Consider the following 22,847-nt stretch of genomic DNA (forward strand, 5'->3'; position numbering starts at 1 on the left):
CAATTATTCACTAAAGACGTTAGCGGTAGCCAGCTCGTCACCACCCAAGATGCGCCCTTGCTTCAGGGTCAGGGTACGGTAACGCATTCTGGCAATTAAGCCCAAGTCATGGGTGGCGATCAGCACGGTAGTCCCGGCATCATTAAAGGTCTCGAACAGACGCAGAATATCCATGGATAACTTGGGGTCCAAGTTACCTGTTGGCTCATCGGCCAGCAGCAGAGGGGGTTTATTCACAATGGCGCGGGCGATGCCGACACGTTGCTGCTCGCCGCCCGACAACATGATGGGATAGTGACGCTCTTTACCATATAGCCCCACCATATCCAGCGCCGCCATCACTCGCTTTTTAATCTCATGCAAAGCAAACCCTTCGATCACCAAGGGGAGCGCGATATTATCAAACACAGTGCGATCCATCAGCAGATGGTGGTTTTGGAAAATCATGCCGATATCGCGGCGCAGGAAGGGCACATCTTTGGGCCTGATGTTGGCGATATCATGGCCATTGATGGAGACGCAACCGGCATTGGCTCGCTCTATCACAGTGATCAACTTAAGCAGGGTACTCTTGCCAGCACCTGAGTGGCCGGTTAAAAACGCCATCTCTCCACGCTTTAAATGAAAACTCACATCGGTGAGGGCTTTCTGTCCACCTGGATAAATTTTGCTAACCTGCTCAAATCGAATCATAAGTACCCAATCTTAGATGTTGCATTTATGCGTTATTATTATAGGCCAGCCCCATGTAGGAACCTTGCTGGCCTTGGGTATATAGGCGTCCGCTTACTTGGCTTCTTCCTCTTGACTAAACAGGGCATCGACAAAGTCTTTCGCATCGAAAGTTCTTAAATCATCGATCTGCTCACCCACACCTATATGTCTGATAGGTATACCAAACTTATCGGCAATGGCAAAGATAACCCCGCCCTTGGCCGTACCGTCGAGCTTGCTCATGGTGATGCCTGTTACGCCAACCGCCTCTTTAAACAGCTGCGCCTGACTGATGGCATTCTGACCCGTACTCGCATCCAGGGTCAACATTACCTCGTGTGGGGCACTCTCATCTTGCTTCTTCATCACCCGCACGACTTTCTTCAGCTCATCCATCAGATGCGCTTTGTTTTGCAGGCGTCCAGCTGTGTCGGCGATAAGGATATCAATATTACGGGCACGCGCGGCCTGTAGCGCATCAAACAGCACAGAAGCACTATCGGCCCCCGTATGCTGAGCAATCACAGGAATATCGTTACGTTGACCCCAAACCTGCAGCTGCTCGACCGCTGCGGCGCGGAAAGTATCACCCGCCGCTAACATCACAGACTTGCCTTGCTGCTGATACTGCTTGGCCAGCTTGCCGATAGTCGTGGTCTTACCCACGCCATTCACGCCAACCATAAGGATCACAAATGGCCCTTCGCTGTTTTCCGGCACCAGAGGGATACTCACAGGTTCCAGCGTCTTTTGCATCTCTTCGCGCATCAGCTCGTACAGCGCCTCACCATCTTTTAGCTGGCGACGACTGGCCTGCTCGGTCAGCTTGGCGATCAGGCGACTGGTCGTTTCTACGCCAACATCGGCGATCAACAGCTGCTCTTCCAGCTCTTCAAACAGCTCATCATCTATCTTCTTGCCCTTGAACAGGCCGATGAATCCGCTACCGATATTTTCACTGGTGCGCTTAAGTCCGCGTTTGAGTCTGGCAAAGAAACCCTCTTTTGTCGGTTTCTGTTGTGGCTCAGGCTGCTTTTCCTGTTGAGCCTCAAGATTGGCCTGCTCTGCTTGCTCGGCTTGTTCTGCCGCCAGACGCTCACTCTCTGCTTCGAGATGGGCTTGCTCTGCAGCCAAACGCTCCTGCTCTGCTTCCAGACGCTCCTGCTCGGCCTGCTCTGCTTCCAGACGTGCCTGCTCAGCTTGCTCTGCCGCCAAACGTTCCTGTTCGGCCTGTTCTGCAGCCAGACGTGCCTGCTCGGCTTGCTCTGCCGCTAAACGCGCCTGTTCGGCCTGCTCTGCAGCCAGACGTGCCTGCTCGGCCTGCTCTGCAGCCATACGTGCCTGCTCGGCTTGCTCTGCTTCCAGACGTGCCTGTTCGGCCTGCTCTGCTGCCAGACGCTCACTCTCTGCTTCGAGATGGGCTTGCTCTGCCGCTAAACGTGCCTGCTCAGCTTGTTCTGCTGCCAGACGTTCCTGTTCGGCCTGCTCTGCTTCCAGACGTGCCTGCTCGGCCTGCTCTGCTTCCAGACGAGCCTGCTCAGCCAGCTCGGCTTCGTGACTCGCCTGTTCGGTTTCCGACTGGGTCGAAACTTCTACTTCTGGCGCCGCCGCTTCCTGCTGTGATTTATCTTTGCGGAACCAAGAAAAAAAACCTTTTTTTGCCATGTGTAATACCAGTACTCAACTAACTGATTTAAAATTCGCTATAAAGTCGTTTTGCGCCCGTCATTATAACCAGATAGTTAGACTTGTGACGCGGAAAAGCGCTGCATTTTTTGCCTAAACTCTCTGGCTTTGCACCTTTTTCTCGTGCTTTACGTTAAAATAGCAGCCTTAATTTAGCGCAACAGTCTATCACTTAATCCGGTGAGGCCAAATTGTCGCTAAATGAATCCACAAATATACAGGTAGAAAATGGCAAGAAATCGACCCGCAAGCGGACAGGTGAGGATCATCGCCGGACAGTGGCGCTCCAGACGACTCCCTATTCACGATCTCGAAGGGCTACGTCCCACCACAGATAGAGTCAGAGAAACCCTGTTTAATTGGCTGGCCAGCGATCTACCGGGCGCACGAGTCTTGGACTGCTTCGGAGGTAGCGGTGCGCTTTGCTTCGAGGCCCTTTCTCGCTACGCCAAATACGCCAAGGTATTCGAGCTACAAGCCAGCGCCGCTAAGCAGCTCAAGCAAAATCTAGCGACCTTAAAGTGTGATTGCGCCGATGTAGTACAAGGCGATACCTTGGCGCAACTTAAGACGCCACCCACTGAGGGATTTGACATTATCTTTATCGATCCCCCTTTTCGCAAAGGGCTGGCACAGGCCTGTATCGATGGCCTCATCGCGCAATGCTGGTTAAATGACGATGCGCTTGTCTATGTTGAGACCGAGAGCGAGCATCCTCCTTTAAGGCTCCCCTCTAATTGGATCCCCCTAAAAGAGAAGAAAGCCGGTCAGGTGACCTTTCGCCTGTTTCAAGTAGAGAAGCCAGAGGAAAACCAATGAAATTGATGATACTAGGTGGTAAGGCCATCACACTGTTTGCCTGGGGCGTAATGCTCTACAACCTGTTTGTGCCCGTTGAAGGCAATATAGGTACCCTGCTGACCATACTGCTGTTGGTCACTCTCATTATGCATAGCATTCAGACGCTGATCTTTCGCACCCTGTTTAAGCCATTGATGGCCATCACCTACGCGAACTACCTTAGCGTCATGTGCTTCGGTGTCTTTAGCCTGCTGGACTATCGCCAAAGGGTAATGAACCAGACAGCCCCACAAGGCCAATAATGCTCCACAAAAAAGCCCCCTTGCGGGGGCTTTTACAATCCTATTCTCAAGCTTACAATATTCTCAAGCTTATAACCCAGGGACTCGTCCCTGATAATTGATCGGATAATATCCCTGGCTGTCACGCTTACCTAAAAAGCTCAGCGCTTGTTTCAGATCATCAGGCTGCGCCGCGGTTTCTTTGATCTTAGCGGTCACCTGTACCAGACTATCGGCTTTTAGCAACGCATGACCACTTAAGCCCAAGACGTTCATGCTATCGTCTGTCTGCACCTTGATATTGCCATCAACACAACTGAGCGCCACCGCAACGTCACCCAGTGGATACTTGCCGAATTGATTGCTCACCTTGAGCTGCTGAGCAAAGACTTTACCCGTTAGCTGCTGACACCAGGGCGCTCCCTGTTCTAGTGATTGCAACATCAGGCTGAAATTACCGTCTACCTGGGTACGAAATGGCAGACGAGTATTGCCCACCAAGAAATCACTCGGCGCATCGAAACGCACGCCCGTCGCATCGATACCTGACATTGAGAGGCTCACAAAGCCCTTACCGTTCACCGCTGTGGCGCGACTACCTATCACAAAGTCGATATTAGCCTTACCCATCAGCAGTCCCCAGGGACTCAGCTGCCAACTCACCTGTTCTAAGCGACGCTTTTGTAACACTAAGGTGTCGATTTCACCCGACCAGATGGTGCCAGAGATCCCTGAAACACTTACCTGTTTAGGCAAGGGAGCCAATTTTATCGCCAGACTCGCCGGAAAAAGGGCGACCAAAAACACCAGATAGGCGAGAACACCAATAACGATTTTTTTCACTACACTCACTAGAACACCTTAATACTGCTGTTTTACTGCGAGAACTGGATACGACGCACATTCACGAAACCTTGAGTTTCGCCCTCGGCCAGATCGATACTCTCCAATGACAAGCCTTTCTGCTGCACCAGATCGCTCAGATAATCGAGTAGCGAATCGAAGGGCACCTCGTCCATCCAAATCTGAATTTTATTGCCCTGGGGCTGCATGCGGGTGATCTCCAGGCCATAGTTTTTAGCACTCTGAGTCACCACAGCACTGAGGCTGCCGGAAAATCCCTTCTGACCACCGGCTTGCTTGAGGCCAATAATCTTATTCGCCGTCTGCTTGACGTAATTCAAGGTGCTCTCTTGAGCCGTTAAATTACGCTCGGCATCGGCTTCGGCCTGGCTAATGGGTGTCCAGATCCCCCAATATAAGATGCCCAGCACCAATACTAAGGCACAAGCTGCCACGAGCTGTTGCTCGCGTAACACTAAGCCATTCCACCACGTCTTAATGTTATCCATCTTACTTGCTCCTTAGGGTTAAGGTACTGGTCACTTCATCTTCGCCACTGTTCATGGCACCCGAATCCACATTGAAACGAGTTGAAATAATCTCTTTAAACTCTTCGATCTGAGCATAACTCTTAGCGGTGATCTGCATCCGCAGTTCATTGCGGCCACTGTCAAAGCGCAAGCTGGTTGGCTTTAAATCAGGAACCTTATTAAAGCCCTCGGCCATATCGTCCAGCATGGTAAAGAAGGCCACACCGCCACCGGCACCTTGCAGGGTACGTAGCTGACTCTCCATCTGCGAGCGAACGTTAACGATTCGCGAGCTACCCATCACCTGTTTAAAGATATCGGCCGTTTGCTGCTGCAACGCTTCACGCTCGACATTCATATGATGAATGTTCAGTCCCTTATTGACCAGGGCCAACACCAAGGCCACCAAGACGACGATCGCCGCATTGCGCCACACCATAAGGTGCTTACTGTATTCTCGCTTAGGCGTATAGATGCCGCTGAGTAGATTAAGTGGCGCATTTAGGATCCCTTTGGCCAACACCAACATAGGCAGATCCAGCGGCAGGGGTTTCACCTCGACACCTTGGATCTCTAAATCACTGTAATTGGCCAGAGTAATCGGAGTCTCTTCTTGTCTCACGGCGAGCTTAGGCAATGCGGCCTGGAACCAAGCGGCATCCAGGCTAACACCACTGCCAGCACTGGTGCGCAGCAGGTAATCAGAGCCAAACTTCATCGCCGCCCATTGGCATTCCTGAAGCGGCAACGCCAGGCAATCGGGCACCAATTGACGCGCCTTGATACCGGCCTCGCTCAGCCAAGACAGCCAAGTCTGCATCTGCTCGTGGGCCACCACGGCAACACTCAAAGATTCACCATCACGGGGACCTGTGACGAAATGCAATTCATCGACATTTTCGGCCAGGTTCTCTTCCAGCATGAAAGGCAGTGCTTTCAGCGCCTGGCGCTGACCTTTTTCCGGTAGCTGCACAGATGTCAGGGTAATGGCTGAAGCAGGCACCAGAATATCGACCGGACGGTTACCGGCGCGTTCAGTCAGCGTCGACAAGCCTTGAGCGTCGCTCAACTCTCCCGAAGCGATGATCTCCTGCTCCTGCTCCGACCATACCAGCCAAGAGCAGCTTTGCTCTGCGCTTCTTCCTAATCGGATAAATAATCTTTCACTCAATGTCTTTCTCCACAAGTCTCATGAAGTTGCTCTCGATGAGCTTGTCCTTTATTTGGCCCGGCCGAACCAGAGGTCCACCCAGGTGATTATTTTTGGCCGCCATATTGACGGGTCAAGACGTCCAGCTGGTTGTTACCGCCCACACGTAATACACTTTGCATTCTAAAGACGGCACTATCAACCTTAGCACCCGCCTCTAGTAGAAAATAGTTACTCTTCAAGCTAAAGCTCGACGACAAGTTCTTTTCCTGACGTAACCCTGCAATAGAACCGTTAGACCAGAAGTCTTCTATCGTCTCATAGCCGTCACCGGGGCGCTGGTTAATGATGCTTTCCGCCTCACCCACGCTGATCTTATTGTCAAACATCCCCGCCAACAGCGCGGCCTGCTCTACCTCGATAGTATTTACGTTCAACACCTGGCGATCATAGCCGGGGATAGCACAAATATAAGGCGCTAACTTAAGGTAGACATCCTGGCTATAGCCAAGCACCGCACGCAGTTCGCTGCGATGACTCATCAAGGTATTAGCAGCACGATAAGGTACAGTGCGCGACTCATAGTCAGCATCTTCGGCACCGAAGGGACTCGCAACCGTATCTTCATCGATATAATCTTTTAGCGTATGGGTCAGGCGTTCAGCTGAAAAATCATCCATGCCAAGCGCCACCAATAAGCCCTTAAACTGTATTGCCGCCAAAGGCAGCTTAGGCTGGCCGTTTTCCACCTCATTAGTCTCAATAGATAAGGCATTGAGATTGAAACACGACTGCATATCTGTGATACGCCCGCCTATCTCTCCCTGCTCTGCAGGAAATACCACGTCGGCCTGAGCCCAATATTGCTGCAGGTGAACCTTGCCCTCATCGGCATCCTCTAAGTCTTGCTTTAGCACCTTCTTCGCCAGCTCTTCGGCTGAGATGGCATACCAATATGCCTGATCATATTGCGCCAAGTTGATGGTGCGGCGCACCGAGATCTGATTCCGACTATTAATATTGGTGGCAATCACGGCAATCATGGCCACGATCAATAGCACGACTATCAGCGCCACGCCGCGCTGTTTTCTTAGCATGTTATTGGTCACCATCGTCTTCGCCACCCGATCCATCACCTTTACCGCCACCGGTGTTATTGCTGCCGCCGTTATTGCCGCCGTTATTATTGTTGTTACCGCTATTGTTGCCCGAGTTGTTATTTTCCTCGTCGCTATTAGCAGCTAATGTGGCACCAAGGGGGAGCAGGAACTTACGCTGCACCTTACCCATGCCTTCCACCTCGATCTCCATGGCGATCGCCTGCGGTAGGCTGGCACCATCGAATTTACGCTGCCATTTATCCTCAACAAAGAAGGAATACTCCACCGACAGCACATTCTTAATCACCACTGTCTTGATCGGATCGGCACCAAATTCCGGCTCGGGATAAGGAAAATACCAACGCTCGAGATTATTGTCCTGCACCACATAGGCCACAGACTGTAAACTGCCCCGTGGCAACAGACCATCTGGGTTTAACCAGCCGATACGGAAAAAAACGATAGCCTCTGATTCCGAATCAAACAGATCGTTACCTGTCTGTATTACGGTCGAGCCACGTCCGCCTTCGAGCAGGCGCGGTGTACGTGCCACCATCTGACCAAAGTCACGCTCTAATGCGCCAAACCCCTGTTGCATCGACTTCAGTCTCTGGGCAAACTCGGCAGTGACTTCATCGTTTTTCATTACAGTGCTAAGCACAGCGTTCGCCGCCAGCCCCAACATGGCAAAGATGGCGATGGCGATCAGCATCTCCAGCAGGGTGAAACCGCGAGTAGCCTTAATCATTCTTGAGTACATAGCTACTCACTTGGGCGATGATGCGGTTATAACGCTCATCATCACTGACACTGATGCGTATCATACGAAAATTATCATCTGTGGTTTTCACCACCTCTTTACGCCAATACCACTCTTTGCCCGCCAGCTCAGTGCTGCCATCTTTACGCCCCAGATCGGGAAACTTCTTTTCTAATCTGGCGTCCACCATCTGATTACTGGCCACCCACTGCGCCAGGGTACGCTCCTCAAGAATGGGCATATTGGCCATCTGTTCGCCCAAGCTTTTGGTAATCGAAACGGCAGCGATAGCAAACACCATAAGGGCGACGATCACCTCAAGCAGTGTCATACCTGTGGCACGGCGCCTGGCCAAAAGGCTTCGATTTGGCATCGGCTTAATCATCGAACCCATCCTCTCTGCCGAGTCTCAGGCGGCCTAAGGCATCACCCACTACCAGCGCCTCAATCTCTTGACCGCGCTCATCTTTAGTCACAAAGGTCAGCTCAAAAGCGCTCATCTCGCCACTGGGAAACAGCATGACCTGGGGTTCAGGAAACTTTTTCTTCTCTTCGTCACTGGGCTCGATAAGCGGCTCATCGAACCAGGACTCATCATCTTCTTCATCGTCTTGGGTTAAAGGCAAACCATCGAGCACAAGATGCATCTCGACGCCAGGATCCATCTGTTTGGCAGCCAGCAGACGATCTTGCTGCAGCGGCTTCCATTTGCCTTCGTCATAATAAACAAACTCATAGTGCTGCTTATCGATAACGATACCGATAAAACGACCACTCAATATGGTTTCATCCAACACAAGTTCGCTCGCCGCGATAAACTGACGCGCGGTGCGCTCCAGCGTCTTATGCTGATCGGCACCGCTAGTGGTATAGGTCACCGCGGCGGCAGCCAATCCCATTAGCAAGACGACCAGCAAGACCTCTAGCAAGGTAAAACCGCTTTGGCGGACGCCGCGCATCGACAGACTCTGCTTAAGGCTTATTGGAAATCTTGCAGGTTCCAGTTACCGATATCATCTTCGGTACCTGGCTGACCGTCAGGCCCTGCGCTGAAAATATCGATCTTACCCTGCTCACCTGGGCTCAGTAGCAGGTAGTCGTTGCGCCATGGATCCTGTGGAAGACGCTTAACATAACCGTCAGCGCGGTAGTTGCGAGGCTCAGGTGAAATAGTCGGCTTCTGAACCAGCGCTTCCAATCCCTGCTCAGTGGTAGGGTAGACGCTGTTGTCCAAACGATACATGTCCAAGGCATTTTCCAGCGCAACAATGTCTGATACCGCCTTTTGAATATCGGCTTTATCTTTGTTGCCCATAAGGTTAGGCACAACCATAGAAGCAAGGATCCCTAAAATAACGATAACCACCATAACTTCTAATAGGGTAAAACCTTTTTGCTTGTTTCTTGCTTGCATTAATACTTCCTCTATAAAAAATGCCCTAACGTTTAGGGTTAGGACGGCTGTTGGCCATTAACGCCGTGGCGTTAACCGCTAATCATGTTATTCAGTTCTAAGATCGGCTGTAGGATCGCCAAGACGATAAACAGAACGACCGCGGCCATGCTGACGACCAGCATAGGTTCGAACACTCCAAGGGCGATGTTGACGTTTGACTCAAATTCTCTGTCTTGGTTGTCGGCGGCGCGCTCAAGCATCTGCTCCAGCTGACCACTCTTTTCACCCGAGCTGATCATATAGAGCATCATGGCGGGAAAAAGTTTAGTATTGGCCAGCGCGGCTCCTAAACTTGTGCCTTCACGTACCCTGGCCGTAGCCTCTTCAACCGCCGCGCGAACCCTGACATTCATCAAGACTTCGCTGGCGATACGCATGGCATCGAGCAGGGGCACCGAACTGGCGGTAAGAATACTCAAGGTGCGAGCAAATCGCGCCGTATTCAGCCCCTTACTCACCCGGCCAATCACAGGCATCTTTAATATGGCCGTATCGAACTTCATCCGATTCGCCGCGCTGCGCAGTAACTGCTTGGCACCCACGGCAAGCGCAATAAGCACCCCAATGACAATCAGACCATAATCACGCACAAAATCTGATGCCGCGATCAAAAACTGTGTGGTCCAGGGCAGTTCCTGCCCCATATGTTCAAATTGTCCCACAACCTGGGGCACCACGGCGGCCAATAAGATGGCAATCACACAGATGGCAACCAAGGTCAGCACAATAGGGTAGATCATCGCCTGAGTCATCTTGCTCTTAAGCTGCTGGCGTCGTTCTGTGTAGTCGGCGAGGCGGTTAAGCACCACCTCGAGATGGCCCGACTTCTCACCGGACGCGACCATGGCGCGATACAGATCATCGAAAATGTGGGGGAATTCGGCCATAGAATCGGCCAGACTATAACCCTCGACAACACGAGAGCGCACCGCCATCACCATGCTGGCGAGGCGATCTTTCTCACACTGCTGACCTACGGCCTTGAGCGCCTCTTCCACCGGTAGACCGGCGGCGACCAAAGTCGCGATTTGGCGGGTGATTAAGGCGAGTTCGGCAACAGAGATGCCGCGCTTAAAGCTAAAGCCAGCGCTTTTCGCCTTCGCCTCTTTCTCCACCACAGGGGTGATCTCTAGTGGCATCAGACGCAGCTCGCGCAATTGCCCCCTGGCATGACGAGCCGTGTCGGCTTCGACAACCCCTTTCTGCTGCTTGCCTTTGGCGTTTAACGCCTTGTACTCAAATGCTGGCATGGCTACTCCTCACGAGTGACGCGTAACACTTCTTCCAGCGTAGTAACCCCGGCAAGGACTTTACTCATACCGTCATGGCGAATGCTTGGTACCGTCTTACGAATATGTTTCTCGATGGCTAATTCGCCGCGTCCGGTGTGGATCAGCTCGCGGACGTAATCGTCCACCAACAGCAGTTCGTGAATGCCGGTTCGGCCACGATAGCCGTTATTGCCACAGGCCGAACAACCCGTCGCACGGTAAATAGTACAAGGCTCATCTTCGCTGATCCCCAAAAGCTCACGCTCACGCAGATCTGGCGTGTGCGCACTCTTACAATGAGGACACAAGGTACGGATAAGGCGCTGCGCCAGCACCCCGAGCAGACTCGAGGACACCAGGAAGGGCTCCACGCCCATATCTTGTAGACGAGTAATGGCACCCGAGGCGGTATTGGTATGCAGAGTAGAGATCACCAAGTGACCGGTAAGTGATGCCTGTACGGCGATCTGTGCCGTTTCCAGGTCACGGATCTCACCAATCATCACCACATCCGGGTCTTGACGCAGAATCGCTCTCAACCCTCTGGCGAAGGTCATATCGACCTTGGTATTCACCTGAGTCTGACCTATACCCGCCAGCTCATACTCGATAGGGTCTTCGACGGTTAGGATGTTGGTGTCGATGGAGTTGATCTCGGTCAGACCCGCATACAGAGTGGTACTCTTACCCGAGCCGGTAGGACCCGTCACCAAGATGATACCGTGAGGCTTGCGGATCAGTTCATCGAACTGATGGCGAATCTCATCTGTCATCCCTAATTGTTTGAGATCTAAGTTACCGGCGTTCTTATCCAGTAGACGCAGCACCACACGCTCACCATGGCTAGATGGCATGGTGGAAACACGCACGTCGACCGCACGTCCGGCAATACGCAGCGAGATACGGCCATCTTGGGGCACGCGCTTCTCGGCGATATCCAGACGCGCCATAACCTTGATACGGGAAACCAGCAGCGAAGATAGCTTACGATTGGGCTTGAGTACTTCTTTGAGCACGCCGTCGACACGGAATCGCACCACCAGCTGCTTCTCGTAAGTCTCGATATGAATATCCGAGGCTTCCTCTTTGATCGCTTCCGACAGGAGTGCATTGATCAGCTTGATGATAGGCGCATCGTCATCGCCTTCGAGCAGATCTTCTGTCTGAGGTAGCTCTTCTGCCAGAGTGAACAGATCCATCTCGTTGCCGATATCTTCCATCAGCTGCTGCGCCTCGGAAGAGTTGGCCTGATAGACCTGAGTCAGCTTGGCCTCGAACACAGATGGTTCAAGCTCTGCCAATGCCAGCTCTTGCCCAGTGTAACGACGCACCTCCAGCATGGCATCGATAGGCGTATTAACCGTATGGTAGAGCGTCAGAAGCTCATCTTCGCCCTTTTCCAGCACCAACTCGAATCGGTGAGCAAAGGCAAAGGGTAAGCGATCGCGACTCGTTGAGTGAAACACCTCATCTGATTCGGCCTCCGAGGCCAGCCCGAGCTCACTCGTTACCTGGGCCAGATCCTCGTTCTGTGTGGCTTGAATATCACTCATCAGTCTTATCTTGCTGCTTGTTTTCGTTAATTTGTCTCAGCGCAGGGTCAGTTTCACGCATCTTGGTCTCTAACCCTTTGCGATCCTTGTATCGCTGCAGCACATCATTAACTTCTGGTGGCAAGTACTCTTCCTGGCTCCACTCTTCCAATACCGGCACGTTAGTGTTCGGCATCAGGTTCACACCACGCTCCTGCTGCTGTAGCTGCAAGGCTCTGAAGTAGTTGTACTTACGACCGGCAATACCTTCCATGGTCACGCCATCACGAATAATGGTCGGCTTGATGAAGACCATAAGGTTTTTCTTCTTCTTGCCGCTAGATGATGACTTAAATAGGTGACCTAAGATTGGGATATCACCCAGGAAAGGTACCTTCTGCACACTCTCCTGTACTTCTTCATTAATCAGACCACCGAGCACCACGATCTGGCCCGAATCGGCCATCACAGTGGTAGTCAGGCGACGAGTAGCAAAGGTCACATCGACCCCTGTCTTACCGTTAATGCCTGAGACTTCTTGCTCAATGGTTAATTTAACCGTAGTGCCTTCGTTGATCTGTGGCACCACCTTTAACTTCACACCGACTTCCTTACGCTCAACCGTCTGGAAGGGGTTGCTGTTACCATTGCTGGAGTTTTGACTACCTGTGAGGATTGGCACTTCATCACCTACTATGAAGGACGCTTCCTGGTTGTCCAGTGTGGTAATCGAAGGCGTTGCCAGTACGTTCGACTTAGTATCGCTGGAAACGGCTTGAATCAGGGCGCCAAAATCGCCCATGGCCACACCCCAGGCCATACCGTTAACCTTGCCCAGCGCTTGGGCTAGCAGAGTGATATCACCCTTCTGGGTTGGGTTTTCGGTACATGTACCATTTTCGGTACAAACCTTAGTGCCATCTTGATCTTGAGCCTGCCAGATACCGGCACCGATCTCACCGATAGTCGGGCCTAGGTTATTAAACTGGGTACCACCACCGGCCTCTGTGGCCCACTGGATACCGAAACCGACATCATCACCCTCTGACACTTCTACGATAATGGCTTCAACCAATACCTGCGCCCTGCGAATATCCAGCTGATTAATCACGCTTTCAATAGTACGCATCTGATCGGGCTCGGCGCTGATCACCAGGGCGTTGGTGTCTGGATGAGCCATGATGTTAATTTCATTGCGGCGCTTGCTGCGCCCGCCCTGTGCCTGACCGCCATCTTGGTCATTAGCCAGTTTCTCGGCAAACCCGGTTAACACTTCCACCAGATCTTCGGCCTTGGCGTAACGCAGATAGCGAACCTTAGTATTGCCTGTTGTTGCCTGCTCGGCATCCAATTTCTTGATCAGGCTGACCACGCGCTGGCGACTCTTCTCATCACCACTGACGATAACGGCGTTGGTACGCTCATCGGCGACCACTTTAGGTGCCTGGCCCGGCAGTTGCGATTGGTTTGCCGTTGAACGATACAGGGTATCTATGATGCGCACCATTTCGCCCGCAGAGGCATATTCCAGCGGCACCACTTGCACCTCCGTATCACCCTGCTTATCGACGCGGCGAACGATCTCTACCAGCTTGTTTACCACGGCTGCGCGGCCCGAAATCATCAGGACGTTAGAGGGGTCATAGTTAACTACGTTACCGCCACCGGCGTTATCGTTAAGCTGACGCAGTAAGGGAGCGAGCTGTTTAGCCTCTGTGTTATACAGGGCGACGATACGGGTGACCATCTCGTCACCCAGGCCTGGCGCCTGGTCATCGGCAACGCGAATGGCCGAGGTCTTGGCGTCTTTGTCCTTGATCACCTTGATGATGTTGTTATCCATCTCGACGACGGCGTAGCCATAAACCTGCAACACATTGAGGAAGAACTGGTAATACTGCTCATCATTGAGCAGATCATAGCTGCGGACGTTAATTTTACCGCGCACGGTTGGGTCGACTATGATAGTTCGATTCAGGTTTTTACCAACAATATTGATAAATTCCTGAATGTCTGTGCCCTTGAAATTAGCCGCATATTGTTCCGACCACGCCAGTTGTGGTGCCAGTAACGAGGCCCCCATCACGACGCTCGCGATAAGATTGCGGCGTATTTTCTTATTATTCATTAATGACTTCCCCTAAACCCTTTTTATTGCGGCAAACTAAACATGATCTCGACCAGCTGACCTTCTCTTTCTACCATCAAAGAAATCTCGGTCAATTCTGGCAACTGGGCCATCACTTCCAATGCTTGGCTCATATCTGTCAGATCATAGCCGTTCATTGATTTTGCTAAATCGTTGGCCTTAAAGCCAGCTTGTTCAAATAATTCTCTGTCCTTACCCGGATTCAAACGGTATCCCTGCAATTCGCCACCGGCGTTAACAGGTGAAATCGCCAGGTAGTCGGTGAGCTTACTGGGATCATCCAGCAAAGCATCGCGCGACTCTTCTATCTCTCTTGAAACGTCACTATTGCTGCGATTATCTATGGTACGCACATCGCGAGAGGAGCGCGCCTCTTGCAACAGGGTATTGGCTTCGCCTTGGGTCTCATACTTAAGCCCGTCGAGCATCAGGGTCTCGTATCGGCCACTGTTGGAGATAATAATGCGATCGGCATACACCTCTTTCAGTGACGCCGAAGTACCTTTAATCTTGTCACCTAGGCTATAGGTATTTTGACTGCCACCAGACTCGATCACCGCCAGCCCTTTCTGCTCGGCTGTTGAAGCGACCACGCCGGTGAGTTGGATAGACAATGAGGTCTTAGGCGCATCGGTAATTTTCTCTTCCACGACTGGTTTAGGCTTATCCGTATTGGGATCCGCCTGACCAAAAAGACCTAAGGCTTGCAGCCTGGAAACATTTACCTGCGACGACGACCCGCTACTGGCTACAGGCGTGGGTTGCCATTTTTGTGGGGTTTCGGCAACGGGAACCAACTTCCATGTGATCTGCGCCAAAAGATAGATAGCGATAATCAAACCGAGCCAGAAGGCGGCCGAACTCAGTGGCTTATGCGGGATCGCAGCTGCCTTAGATATTACTTTGTCTAATAAATCCATATTTTGTGGACCCTCAGTCAGGTCTCTAATCTGATTATAATAATTTCCAATCTGTGGCTCATGCTAACCTACACAGCTAATCGCAACAAGCCCATAACAGTCTCTTTATTGGCCTCTAGAGGCGATTTATGCTAACTTTACGCGCCTAAAAAGGGTGTGAAGTCTGTCGCTATCTCAGCGGTTTGCCAAGCATAAGTATGGACTAAATATTCAGGCTGTGAACTTGCACATCTTTATACACTTAAGGAGACCTAATCACCATGACCTCGGAACAACAAATCGCGGTTAGGCTCGACAAATGGTTATGGGCAGCCCGTTTCTACAAAACTCGTGCTATCGCCAAAGAGATGATCAATGGCGGTAAGGTGCACTACAATGGTCAGCGCACCAAATCGAGTAAGATGGCTGAAGTCGATGCCGTGGTTAGACTAAGACAAGGATATGACGAAAAAGAGATCGTCATAAAAAAATTATCAGAGCAGCGCCAAAAGGCGGTGATCGCCCAAACCTTATATGAAGAGACGCCAGAAAGCATAGCCAAACGTGAGACCTATGCCGAGGCAAGACGCTTGAATGTGCTGAACAATCCTGCGCCGGATACCAAGCCAGACAAGAAGCAACGTCGCCAACTAATACGCTTTAAAGAAAGCTAACTGTGAGACACAAATGAGTAAAGATATCTTAAACCGTTACCTATTCGACAACGCCGATGTGCGCGGACAAATCGTACAGCTAGAGAAGAGCTATCAGGAGATCTTGTCGGCCCACACCTACCCAGAAGCGATTCAGTGCCTGCTGGGCGAGCTGATGGCGGCCACCTCTTTACTCACGGCTACGCTTAAGCTTGATGGCGACATCAGTATTCAGGTGCAAGGCAATGGTCCCGTCTCTCTGGCGGTGATTAATGGCAACAACCTGCAGCAGCTGCGCGGCGTTGCACGTTGGGAAGGCGAAGTCGCCAAAGATGCCACCCTGCAACAGCTGATGGGCCAAGGCCACATGGTGATCACCCTGACCCCGAGCAACGGCGAGCGTTATCAAGGTGTGGTGGCGCTGGAGAAGGAAACCCTGGCCGAGTGTCTGGAGCAATACTTCCTCCAGTCTGAACAGCTGCCTACCGCCATCCGTCTATTTGCCAATGGCAAGCAAGCTGCCGGCATGTTGCTACAGGTTCTGCCGGGTGAAAATGAGCACAATGAAGAGTTCGAGCACCTGGAACAGCTAACTAGCACCATCAAGGCCGAAGAGCTGTTTGAGCTGGAAGCCACCGAAGTGCTACACCGCCTATACCATCAGGAAGAGGTACGCCTGTTCGATCCTATCGAAGTCACCTTCTCCTGCACCTGCTCACGTGAGCGAAGTGGCCAGGCCCTGCGCACCGTCACCAAAGCTGAGCTGGATGCTATCTTAGCCGAGCAGGGTAAGATTGAAATGGGCTGCGAATACTGTAATAGCAGCTACAGCTTCGACTCCATCGATGTTGAGGCCCTATTCAAAAACGCCCCGACGTCGGATACCAAGCAGTAAGCCAGCGACTTTATTTCGCTAGATTAAGAGGATGCCTGTGCGCATCCTCTTTTTTTCGCAATTTTCGAGATCTTCCTCACACATTCAATTCCGCTTAAGTTACAATCGAGCTCTGCCTAACATGCAGACAAAAAAATAACAAGCTGGCACAGACCAGCCAACCCTACTCGAATGATGGAGACCTTACAGATGGCGGATGGATCTAAGCAAACTCATAAAAATCCCTCTACAGCACAACTAGTTGAGTTTGCACTCGCACGCGGCGAAGGAGAGCTGACGGCGAATGGTGCATTAGTGGCAAAAACTGGCGAGCGCACAGGACGTTCACCTAACGACCGCTTTATCGTGAAAGAAGCGAGCAGCGAAAACGATATCGATTGGGGTTCGGTCAACAAGCCGTTCGCCATGGATGCCTTTAATGCCCTGTGGGATCGCGTTGCAACCTACCTGGCCGACAAGGAGACCTTTGTTTCTGAACTGGAAGTGGGTGCCGATCCTGAACATTACCAACCCATTGAAGTCAAAACAGAAACCGCCTGGCATCAACTCTTCGCCCGCAACCTGTTTATCGTACCTGAGCAGTTCAACGTCGCCAACAAACCCGTTTGGCAGATCATGAACGCGCCGGGTTTCGAGTGTGATCCTGCCCGTGATGGCACCAACTCAGATGCTACCGTGATCATCAACTTTGCCGATCGCAAGGTGCTGCTGGCAGGTCTGAAATACGCCGGCGAAATGAAGAAGTCTATGTTCTCGGTACAAAACTTCCTGCTACCAGCCAAAGGCGTGCTGCCAATGCACTGCTCAGCTAACGTCGGCAACGAAGGCGACACCACCCTATTCTTCGGCCTGTCAGGCACAGGCAAAACCACACTGTCAGCCGATCCTAAGTGTTTCCTTATTGGTGATGACGAGCATGGTTGGGCACCTGGCGGTGTCTTCAATATCGAAGGCGGTTGCTACGCCAAGTGTATTGATCTGAGCCAGAAGAACGAACCTGTTATCTGGGATGCTATCCGTTTCGGTACTGTGCTGGAAAACGTCACTCTGGACGAGAACCGCGTTCCTGACTACAGCAACACAGAACTGACCGAAAACAGTCGCGCGGCTTACCCGCTAGAGCATATCGCTCAACGTAAGGAAGATAACCGTGGCGCCGAGCCAAATGCCGTGGTCTTCCTGACCTGCGACGTGTCTGGCGTATTGCCTCCTGTGTCTAAGCTCAGCAAAGAGCAGGCGGCCTATCACTTCCTCTCTGGCTATACGGCTAAAGTGGGTTCGACCGAGATGGGCTCTACCTCGGCGATTCAGTCAACTTTCTCGACTTGTTTCGGCGCGCCTTTCTTCCCACGTCCGGCTGGCGTTTACGCCGAGCTACTGATGAAGCGTATCGAGTCATTCGGTAGCCAGGTCTACCTGGTCAACACTGGCTGGACTGGCGGCCCACACGGTGTAGGTAAGCGATTCGACATCCCAACGACCCGCGCCATCGTCGATGCCATCGTTAGCGGCGAGCTGAAAGATGTTGAAACTGTCCACATCGACAAGCTAAACCTTGACGTGCCTGTGGCCGTGTCTGGCGTTGACAGCAAGCTGCTGAACCCGGTTAATACCTGGGCCGATAAGGCTGAGTACGCTAAGTATGCTCAGCAGCTGGCCGAAGAGTTTGCCGCAAACTTTACCAAGTACGACGTGTCTGACGCCATCAAGCAGGCAGGTCCTAAAGCTTAAGCCCTAGGTCTAACCGCTTAGAAATCAATGGCCCTTCGGGGCCATTTTTTATTGCCCACGAATCAGTAAGCCCAGTCGCCCTAACCTACCCGTTCGGGTAATGGTAATTTAATCAAAGCCATAGATAATGTCCTTTCAGCCGTATTGGACCTTGGCTAAGTTGTCGTTGTCGGGTCCTTTTCATTGTTAATATTTGTAAGGACACAAATATGCGTTTTACTCACCTTAGCTCTCTGCTGCTCGGCACCTGCCTACTCAGTGCCTGCGGCGGCTCCAATAAGGATTCAGACACTCCCACTGACGGCGGCACACCGCCCCCCACTAGCTTCGACCATCAAGTGATCGGCACTGTGGTGTATCAGGGCGCAGTAGCCGGCGCCGAGGTCTGCGTGGACCTTAACCAAAATGCCAGTTGTGATAATGATGAGCCCAGCACAGTCGCGGATGCAGAAGGTCAGTATCAGATCGACTGGGAAAGTGACGTAGAAATGCCCGTCTATGAGCTAGTCGCCAGCTGGCAACAGGCAGCTGAGGCCAGTAGCAAGCCAGCCCTACTCAAGGCTGCGTTTCGCACCGACCTCTTAAATGCCAATACCTCAAGCGAGCAAGGTGAATCAGATAGCACTCAAACCATCATCTCCACGGAAGGAGAAGGCAAGCTGATCGCATTGCAAGAACACGGCGGCGCTCTCAACCCTATGACTCACTTAGAGTATCAGCGCGTCGCACGCATGCGCGCCGCTGGTACCACATCCCTTGATATCGCAACCCAGCGCACCCTGCTCGCCGCCATGCTACTGACTATCTACGAACGCGAGGGGAATCCCTATAAACTCAGCGCCGAGCAATCTCTGGCTCCTGAGTTTGTCGACACCTACCAACTGCACCGCCATCTAGAGGCGCTGATCGGCGAGCAGCTCAGCGATGTGCTGGCCGTGGACGACATCATGTCGATGACCCGGGATCAACTAAGGGCCCTGGTAGAAGCCAGTGGCACAAGCACTCAGGAATATTTAGCCAGCGACCCCATGGCGGTGCGCTTTCTAGTCAACAATGCGCTGATCGCCCAAGGCTATATCGAGACGCCAATCGATGAGAAGATCATGTCGGACGCCGATTGGCAGGTGATCAACAACCATTTCTTTGAAGACGACCAGCTGCATAGCAACTTCACCCTGGCCCCCTCCACATTGCAGAGCCTCTTTACCCTCACCTATGGCACGCCCGATCTCACCTTCGTAGGTTCTATCGTCGAAGGCAAGGTCAATGGCCGGGTATTCGATGATCGCGAAGGAACTGACACTGCAGAGGAGTGCTGGAACGGTGAATTAAAACAATGGGTTATCGAAGGCGACAAAGACTATCAGCCGCCGGAGATCAAGTACAAAGACAACACACTACACACAGTGTACAGCGGCACCTCGGTCCCTATCACAATCGAATTCACTAAATACTCAGGCACAGGCGAGGAGTGGCAGGCCATTCTCAGCACCACGCCACCAGCACTCAAGCTGGCCGAGCTCAATTGGCCAAGCCAGGTGTATCGCTACCGGGGAAAGCAGGCTGCGGACGTGATGTGTCGTGTACGGGGTGAGTTCGCCACCTGGCCCATGCCAAGCCATCAAGATCCAGAGCTTTTAACCACGGCAGATGTCGCTCGCCTCTTCTGGCCTGCCTTCTACCCAGACGACGTAGTGATCGATGAAGAGAACCAGACCATCAAACTCAACATCACGGGAGAGGTCACGACTTATCAATGGTCGCTGAGCACCAGTCCAAGCGATGAACCTGTTCTGCGTGTGAAGCAGATAGACCTGCCAGCCGCCTATGCCGAATTTGTGTCTGTCGATAACTATCTGATCCAAGAAGATACGCTCATCGAAGTCAGTGTCTACGAGGCCACCGACTACAGCGGCAAGCTCGGCGATTACCTCAGCCTCAGCTTCGACGGCAATGAAGACAACTTCAACCAACGCTTCCACCAACACCTGGAGGCGGTCGTCAAAGGGCAACAACCTTAAGCCGGGTGAGTCGGCTAAACAAGCAAAGAGGATGGTGAACCCCATCCTCTTTCTCTTTCTCTTTCTCTTTCCACAAATTGTTCCCTGAGCGGTTTGGCCGAACCAGGCTATCCCCCTCAAAATCCCGCCGTTCACGCCCAATACTTAAACCTAATGCTTAGACCTCATGCTTGTAATGAGTGCCTAGGCTTTATCCTCGGGATAAGCCCCAATTCACAGACTCCTCCCCTCGCCCGTGCTACGCTGCGCGCCTGCAAGACTATACTCATTCCACAAGCAAAACACAGATAAGACGAGGCAAAGGTGAAAACCAAGACAAGTAGGCTATTAGGCAATATCGGGGTGCAAGTGGTGATCGCCATGATTATCGGCGCTGCCGTCGGTTTTATCATGGGCGAAGAGGCCAGCATATTTGCACCGCTGGGCACCATATTCATCCATCTGATCAAGATGCTGGTTATCCCTCTGGTGCTGGTCTCCATCATCTCGGGCGCCGCCAGCCTGGGTGACAGCCCCTCGGCGGGCAAAATAGGTATAGGCACCTTTGGTTTCTTCATCCTCACCTCGGGCGTGGCCGTCTCCTTGGCACTGCTACTGGGTAACCTGTTCCAACCCGGCAAGGGCGTCGATTTCACCGCCCACAGCGCCAGCGGCCTGATGAAAGTGACCGAAGAGCAAGGCGCTCTGCCCGGTGTGATGGATACCTTTATCGGTATGATCCCCACCAATGTGTTCGAGTCTCTCACCGGCGGCAATATTTTGCAGATCTTGGTATTTAGCATCTTCTTCGGTATCGCCCTGACCAAGGTGAAGGGAGAAGGCAGCAAGCCTATCCTGGCGGCGCTTAACACCATAGTCGATGCCTTCGTCTGGATGATCAACTGCGTCATGGTGATCGCCCCTATCGGGGTGTTCGGCCTGATGGCCGATTCGGTCGGTACTTTCGGCTTCGATGCCTTAGAAGTGGTGTTCAAGTTATTTGCCGTGTTCGTCTTCGGCATCTTACTATTTGGCTTTCTCTTCTTCCCGCTGCTGGTGCAGCTGTTCTCTAATGTGAGCGCCAGGAAATTTATCAGTGTCATGAAGAAACCTCAGGTGATGGCGCTCTCTACCGCCTCCTCCATGGCGACCCTACCGGTGACCATGGAGACCTGTGAAGAGGAACTGGGCGTGTCTAAACCTACCGCCTCCTTCGTGCTACCACTAGGCGCCACCATTAACATGAGTGGCAACGCCATCTATTACGGTCTGGTGGCTATCTTCTTTGCTCAGATGTACGGTATCGATCTCAGCCTCGGCGCCTATGTGGCGATCATCTTCACCTCGACTCTGGGCGCCATAGGTCAGGCAGGGGTGCCAGGCCCGTCATTCCTGGTCGTCGCTGTGCTACTGGCCGCCGGTATCCCCATCGATGGACTGCCACTGCTGTTTGCCCTGGACAGGGTGTTCGACATGATCCGCACCTCGCTCAATATCACCGGAGACGCCGCGTGCGCCGTGATCCTCGATAAATACAGTCACAACTAAATGCTCTCACTAAGGTGCCCCAATGGGCACCTTTTTTTCATCTCTTGCCTGCTGGGCAAAGTCAAATAAACCAAACTTTATGTAAAGTAAGCTTGACCTTGGTTATTTTTTGACTTAACTTGATGTGTAAAGGGTGTTTGACATTTTAATCAAGCGAGAGGAACTGCACATGAAACAGATCATCGACGCCATCTGCTCAAAAGGATTGCCGTTAAGGGATATCAAGAATGCCAACCGGGTTAACTTACTCGCGCTATTGTGGGCACTCAGCCTGGGCGGCACCTCTTGGCTGGCGCACCAAGACTATCTGACCTCAAACTGGATACTGGCCACCTGCCTGCTAGTTCACAGCGTCTTAGGCATCTGGATGTTACTGGCGTTTAAGCGCTTTTTACGCCAGCTTGATGAGATGGAGCGCAAGATACAACTCGATGCCCTCGCCTTAGCTGTTGGCGTCAGCATCATAGGCTTCTCCATCTATTCGATTCTGGATCTGGCGGATCTGCTACCGGATCTCAAGGCCGCCTACCTGGTGGTACTGCTGGCGTTAACCTATATGCTGGGCATCATTATAGGGAGGCTCAACTACAGATGAAAAACCGACTAAAACCCCTGCGCGCCGAGCGGAACTGGACTCAAGCCGATCTCGCAGGTCTGCTGGATGTATCGAGACAAACGGTCAACGCTATCGAGAAGGGTAAGTACGATCCCAGCCTACCGCTAGCCTTTAAAATTGCCCGTCTGTTTCAGCTTCCCATCGAAGCAATCTTTGAGGATGAAACCCGCGCTGAAGCCTGAGCATTTTTTCTTCTGGCCCCTATTGACTCAGGGGCCTTTTAGATCGACAC

Annotated in this window: 23 protein-coding genes; 9 read left to right on the top strand and 14 right to left on the bottom strand. The window is 52.2% G+C overall.

Going from position 1 to position 22,847, the window contains the following annotated elements:
• Positions 1-3: 3 nt before the first annotated feature.
• Together ftsE and ftsY are read right to left on the bottom strand one after the other, a co-directional pair.
• Complete coding sequence (gene ftsE / locus NY07_RS15510; protein ID WP_033540270.1) at positions 4-693, bottom strand: cell division ATP-binding protein FtsE; 690 nt, start codon at positions 691-693, stop codon at positions 4-6.
• A 93-nt stretch (positions 694-786) separates the two neighbouring features.
• The gene (gene ftsY, locus NY07_RS15515) at positions 787-2,379 is read right to left on the bottom strand and encodes a signal recognition particle-docking protein FtsY (RefSeq protein ID WP_033540271.1); all 1,593 of its coding nucleotides are present in this window, start codon (positions 2,377-2,379) and stop codon (positions 787-789) included.
• 249 nt (positions 2,380-2,628) lie between these two features.
• Between ftsY and rsmD the strand changes: the two genes are divergently transcribed.
• Both rsmD and NY07_RS15525 read left to right on the top strand, forming a co-directional pair.
• Positions 2,629-3,219 carry a 16S rRNA (guanine(966)-N(2))-methyltransferase RsmD gene (gene rsmD, locus NY07_RS15520; RefSeq protein WP_033540272.1) on the top strand — a complete coding sequence of 197 codons (591 nt, stop codon included), beginning with the start codon at positions 2,629-2,631 and terminating at the stop codon, positions 3,217-3,219.
• On the top strand, positions 3,216-3,503 hold the full coding sequence (locus NY07_RS15525) for a DUF1145 domain-containing protein (protein ID WP_033540273.1): 288 nt from the start codon (positions 3,216-3,218) through the stop codon (positions 3,501-3,503). Before rsmD ends, NY07_RS15525 begins: the two co-directional genes overlap by 4 nt.
• A gap of 69 nt (positions 3,504-3,572) precedes the next feature.
• Here NY07_RS15525 and NY07_RS15530 read toward each other — a convergent pair whose 3' ends face one another.
• The 12 genes from NY07_RS15530 to gspC all read right to left on the bottom strand — a co-directional run bounded on the left by NY07_RS15530 (position 3,573) and on the right by gspC (position 15,193).
• Positions 3,573-4,334: a type II secretion system protein N gene (locus tag NY07_RS15530; protein ID WP_033540274.1), complete on the bottom strand. Its 762-nt coding sequence runs from the start codon at positions 4,332-4,334 to the stop codon at positions 3,573-3,575.
• Between the two features lie 23 nt (positions 4,335-4,357).
• Positions 4,358-4,834 (bottom strand): type II secretion system protein M, encoded by a 477-nt coding sequence (locus NY07_RS15535; protein WP_033540275.1) that lies wholly within the window; start codon positions 4,832-4,834, stop codon positions 4,358-4,360.
• 1 nt (position 4,835) lies between these two features.
• A complete protein-coding gene (gene gspL / locus NY07_RS15540; protein WP_033540276.1) occupies positions 4,836-6,026 on the bottom strand; it encodes a type II secretion system protein GspL in 1,191 nt (396 codons plus the stop codon).
• A gap of 86 nt (positions 6,027-6,112) precedes the next feature.
• A complete protein-coding gene (gene gspK / locus NY07_RS15545; protein WP_033540318.1) occupies positions 6,113-7,102 on the bottom strand; it encodes a type II secretion system minor pseudopilin GspK in 990 nt (329 codons plus the stop codon).
• 1 nt (position 7,103) lies between these two features.
• On the bottom strand, positions 7,104-7,865 hold the full coding sequence (gene gspJ / locus NY07_RS15550) for a type II secretion system minor pseudopilin GspJ (RefSeq protein WP_033540277.1): 762 nt from the start codon (positions 7,863-7,865) through the stop codon (positions 7,104-7,106).
• A complete protein-coding gene (gspI, locus tag NY07_RS15555) occupies positions 7,846-8,250 on the bottom strand; it encodes a type II secretion system minor pseudopilin GspI (protein WP_081953852.1) in 405 nt (134 codons plus the stop codon). The genes gspJ and gspI overlap by 20 nt, the downstream gene beginning before the upstream one ends.
• Entirely contained in the window at positions 8,243-8,824 is a 582-nt protein-coding gene (gene gspH / locus NY07_RS15560; protein ID WP_033540278.1) for a type II secretion system minor pseudopilin GspH, read from the bottom strand. The genes gspI and gspH overlap by 8 nt, the downstream gene beginning before the upstream one ends.
• 20 nt (positions 8,825-8,844) lie before the next feature.
• Positions 8,845-9,279 carry a type II secretion system major pseudopilin GspG gene (gene gspG, locus NY07_RS15565; protein WP_011867410.1) on the bottom strand — a complete coding sequence of 145 codons (435 nt, stop codon included), beginning with the start codon at positions 9,277-9,279 and terminating at the stop codon, positions 8,845-8,847.
• A 71-nt stretch (positions 9,280-9,350) separates the two neighbouring features.
• A complete protein-coding gene (gene gspF, locus NY07_RS15570) occupies positions 9,351-10,571 on the bottom strand; it encodes a type II secretion system inner membrane protein GspF (protein ID WP_033540279.1) in 1,221 nt (406 codons plus the stop codon).
• Positions 10,572-10,573: 2 nt separating this feature from the next.
• On the bottom strand, positions 10,574-12,145 hold the full coding sequence (gspE, locus tag NY07_RS15575; RefSeq protein ID WP_033540280.1) for a type II secretion system ATPase GspE: 1,572 nt from the start codon (positions 12,143-12,145) through the stop codon (positions 10,574-10,576).
• Positions 12,138-14,252: a type II secretion system secretin GspD gene (gspD, locus tag NY07_RS15580; protein ID WP_033540281.1), complete on the bottom strand. Its 2,115-nt coding sequence runs from the start codon at positions 14,250-14,252 to the stop codon at positions 12,138-12,140. Before gspD ends, gspE begins: the two co-directional genes overlap by 8 nt.
• Before the next feature lie 23 nt (positions 14,253-14,275).
• On the bottom strand, positions 14,276-15,193 hold the full coding sequence (gspC, locus tag NY07_RS15585) for a type II secretion system protein GspC (protein ID WP_033540282.1): 918 nt from the start codon (positions 15,191-15,193) through the stop codon (positions 14,276-14,278).
• A 260-nt stretch (positions 15,194-15,453) separates the two neighbouring features.
• Here gspC and hslR point away from each other — a divergent pair, with 260 nt between their 5' ends.
• From hslR to NY07_RS15620, 7 genes are all read left to right on the top strand, one after another.
• A complete protein-coding gene (gene hslR / locus NY07_RS15590; protein ID WP_033540283.1) occupies positions 15,454-15,846 on the top strand; it encodes a ribosome-associated heat shock protein Hsp15 in 393 nt (130 codons plus the stop codon).
• 13 nt (positions 15,847-15,859) lie between these two features.
• Positions 15,860-16,720, top strand: coding sequence for an Hsp33 family molecular chaperone HslO (gene hslO / locus NY07_RS15595; protein WP_033540284.1), 861 nt, complete (start codon positions 15,860-15,862; stop codon positions 16,718-16,720).
• 189 nt (positions 16,721-16,909) lie between these two features.
• Positions 16,910-18,451 carry a phosphoenolpyruvate carboxykinase gene (locus NY07_RS15600; protein WP_033540285.1) on the top strand — a complete coding sequence of 514 codons (1,542 nt, stop codon included), beginning with the start codon at positions 16,910-16,912 and terminating at the stop codon, positions 18,449-18,451.
• Between the two features lie 209 nt (positions 18,452-18,660).
• A complete protein-coding gene (locus NY07_RS15605; RefSeq protein ID WP_033540286.1) occupies positions 18,661-20,472 on the top strand; it encodes a hypothetical protein in 1,812 nt (603 codons plus the stop codon).
• Between the two features lie 303 nt (positions 20,473-20,775).
• A complete protein-coding gene (locus NY07_RS15610) occupies positions 20,776-21,999 on the top strand; it encodes a dicarboxylate/amino acid:cation symporter (protein ID WP_033540287.1) in 1,224 nt (407 codons plus the stop codon).
• Between the two features lie 169 nt (positions 22,000-22,168).
• Complete coding sequence (locus NY07_RS15615) at positions 22,169-22,594, top strand: hypothetical protein (RefSeq protein WP_033540288.1); 426 nt, start codon at positions 22,169-22,171, stop codon at positions 22,592-22,594.
• Positions 22,591-22,797 carry a helix-turn-helix transcriptional regulator gene (locus NY07_RS15620; protein WP_033540289.1) on the top strand — a complete coding sequence of 69 codons (207 nt, stop codon included), beginning with the start codon at positions 22,591-22,593 and terminating at the stop codon, positions 22,795-22,797. Before NY07_RS15615 ends, NY07_RS15620 begins: the two co-directional genes overlap by 4 nt.
• Positions 22,798-22,847 lie beyond the last annotated feature (50 nt).

Source organism: Shewanella sp. ECSMB14101 (assembly GCF_000773485.1).
GTDB lineage: Bacteria > Pseudomonadota > Gammaproteobacteria > Enterobacterales > Shewanellaceae > Shewanella > Shewanella marisflavi.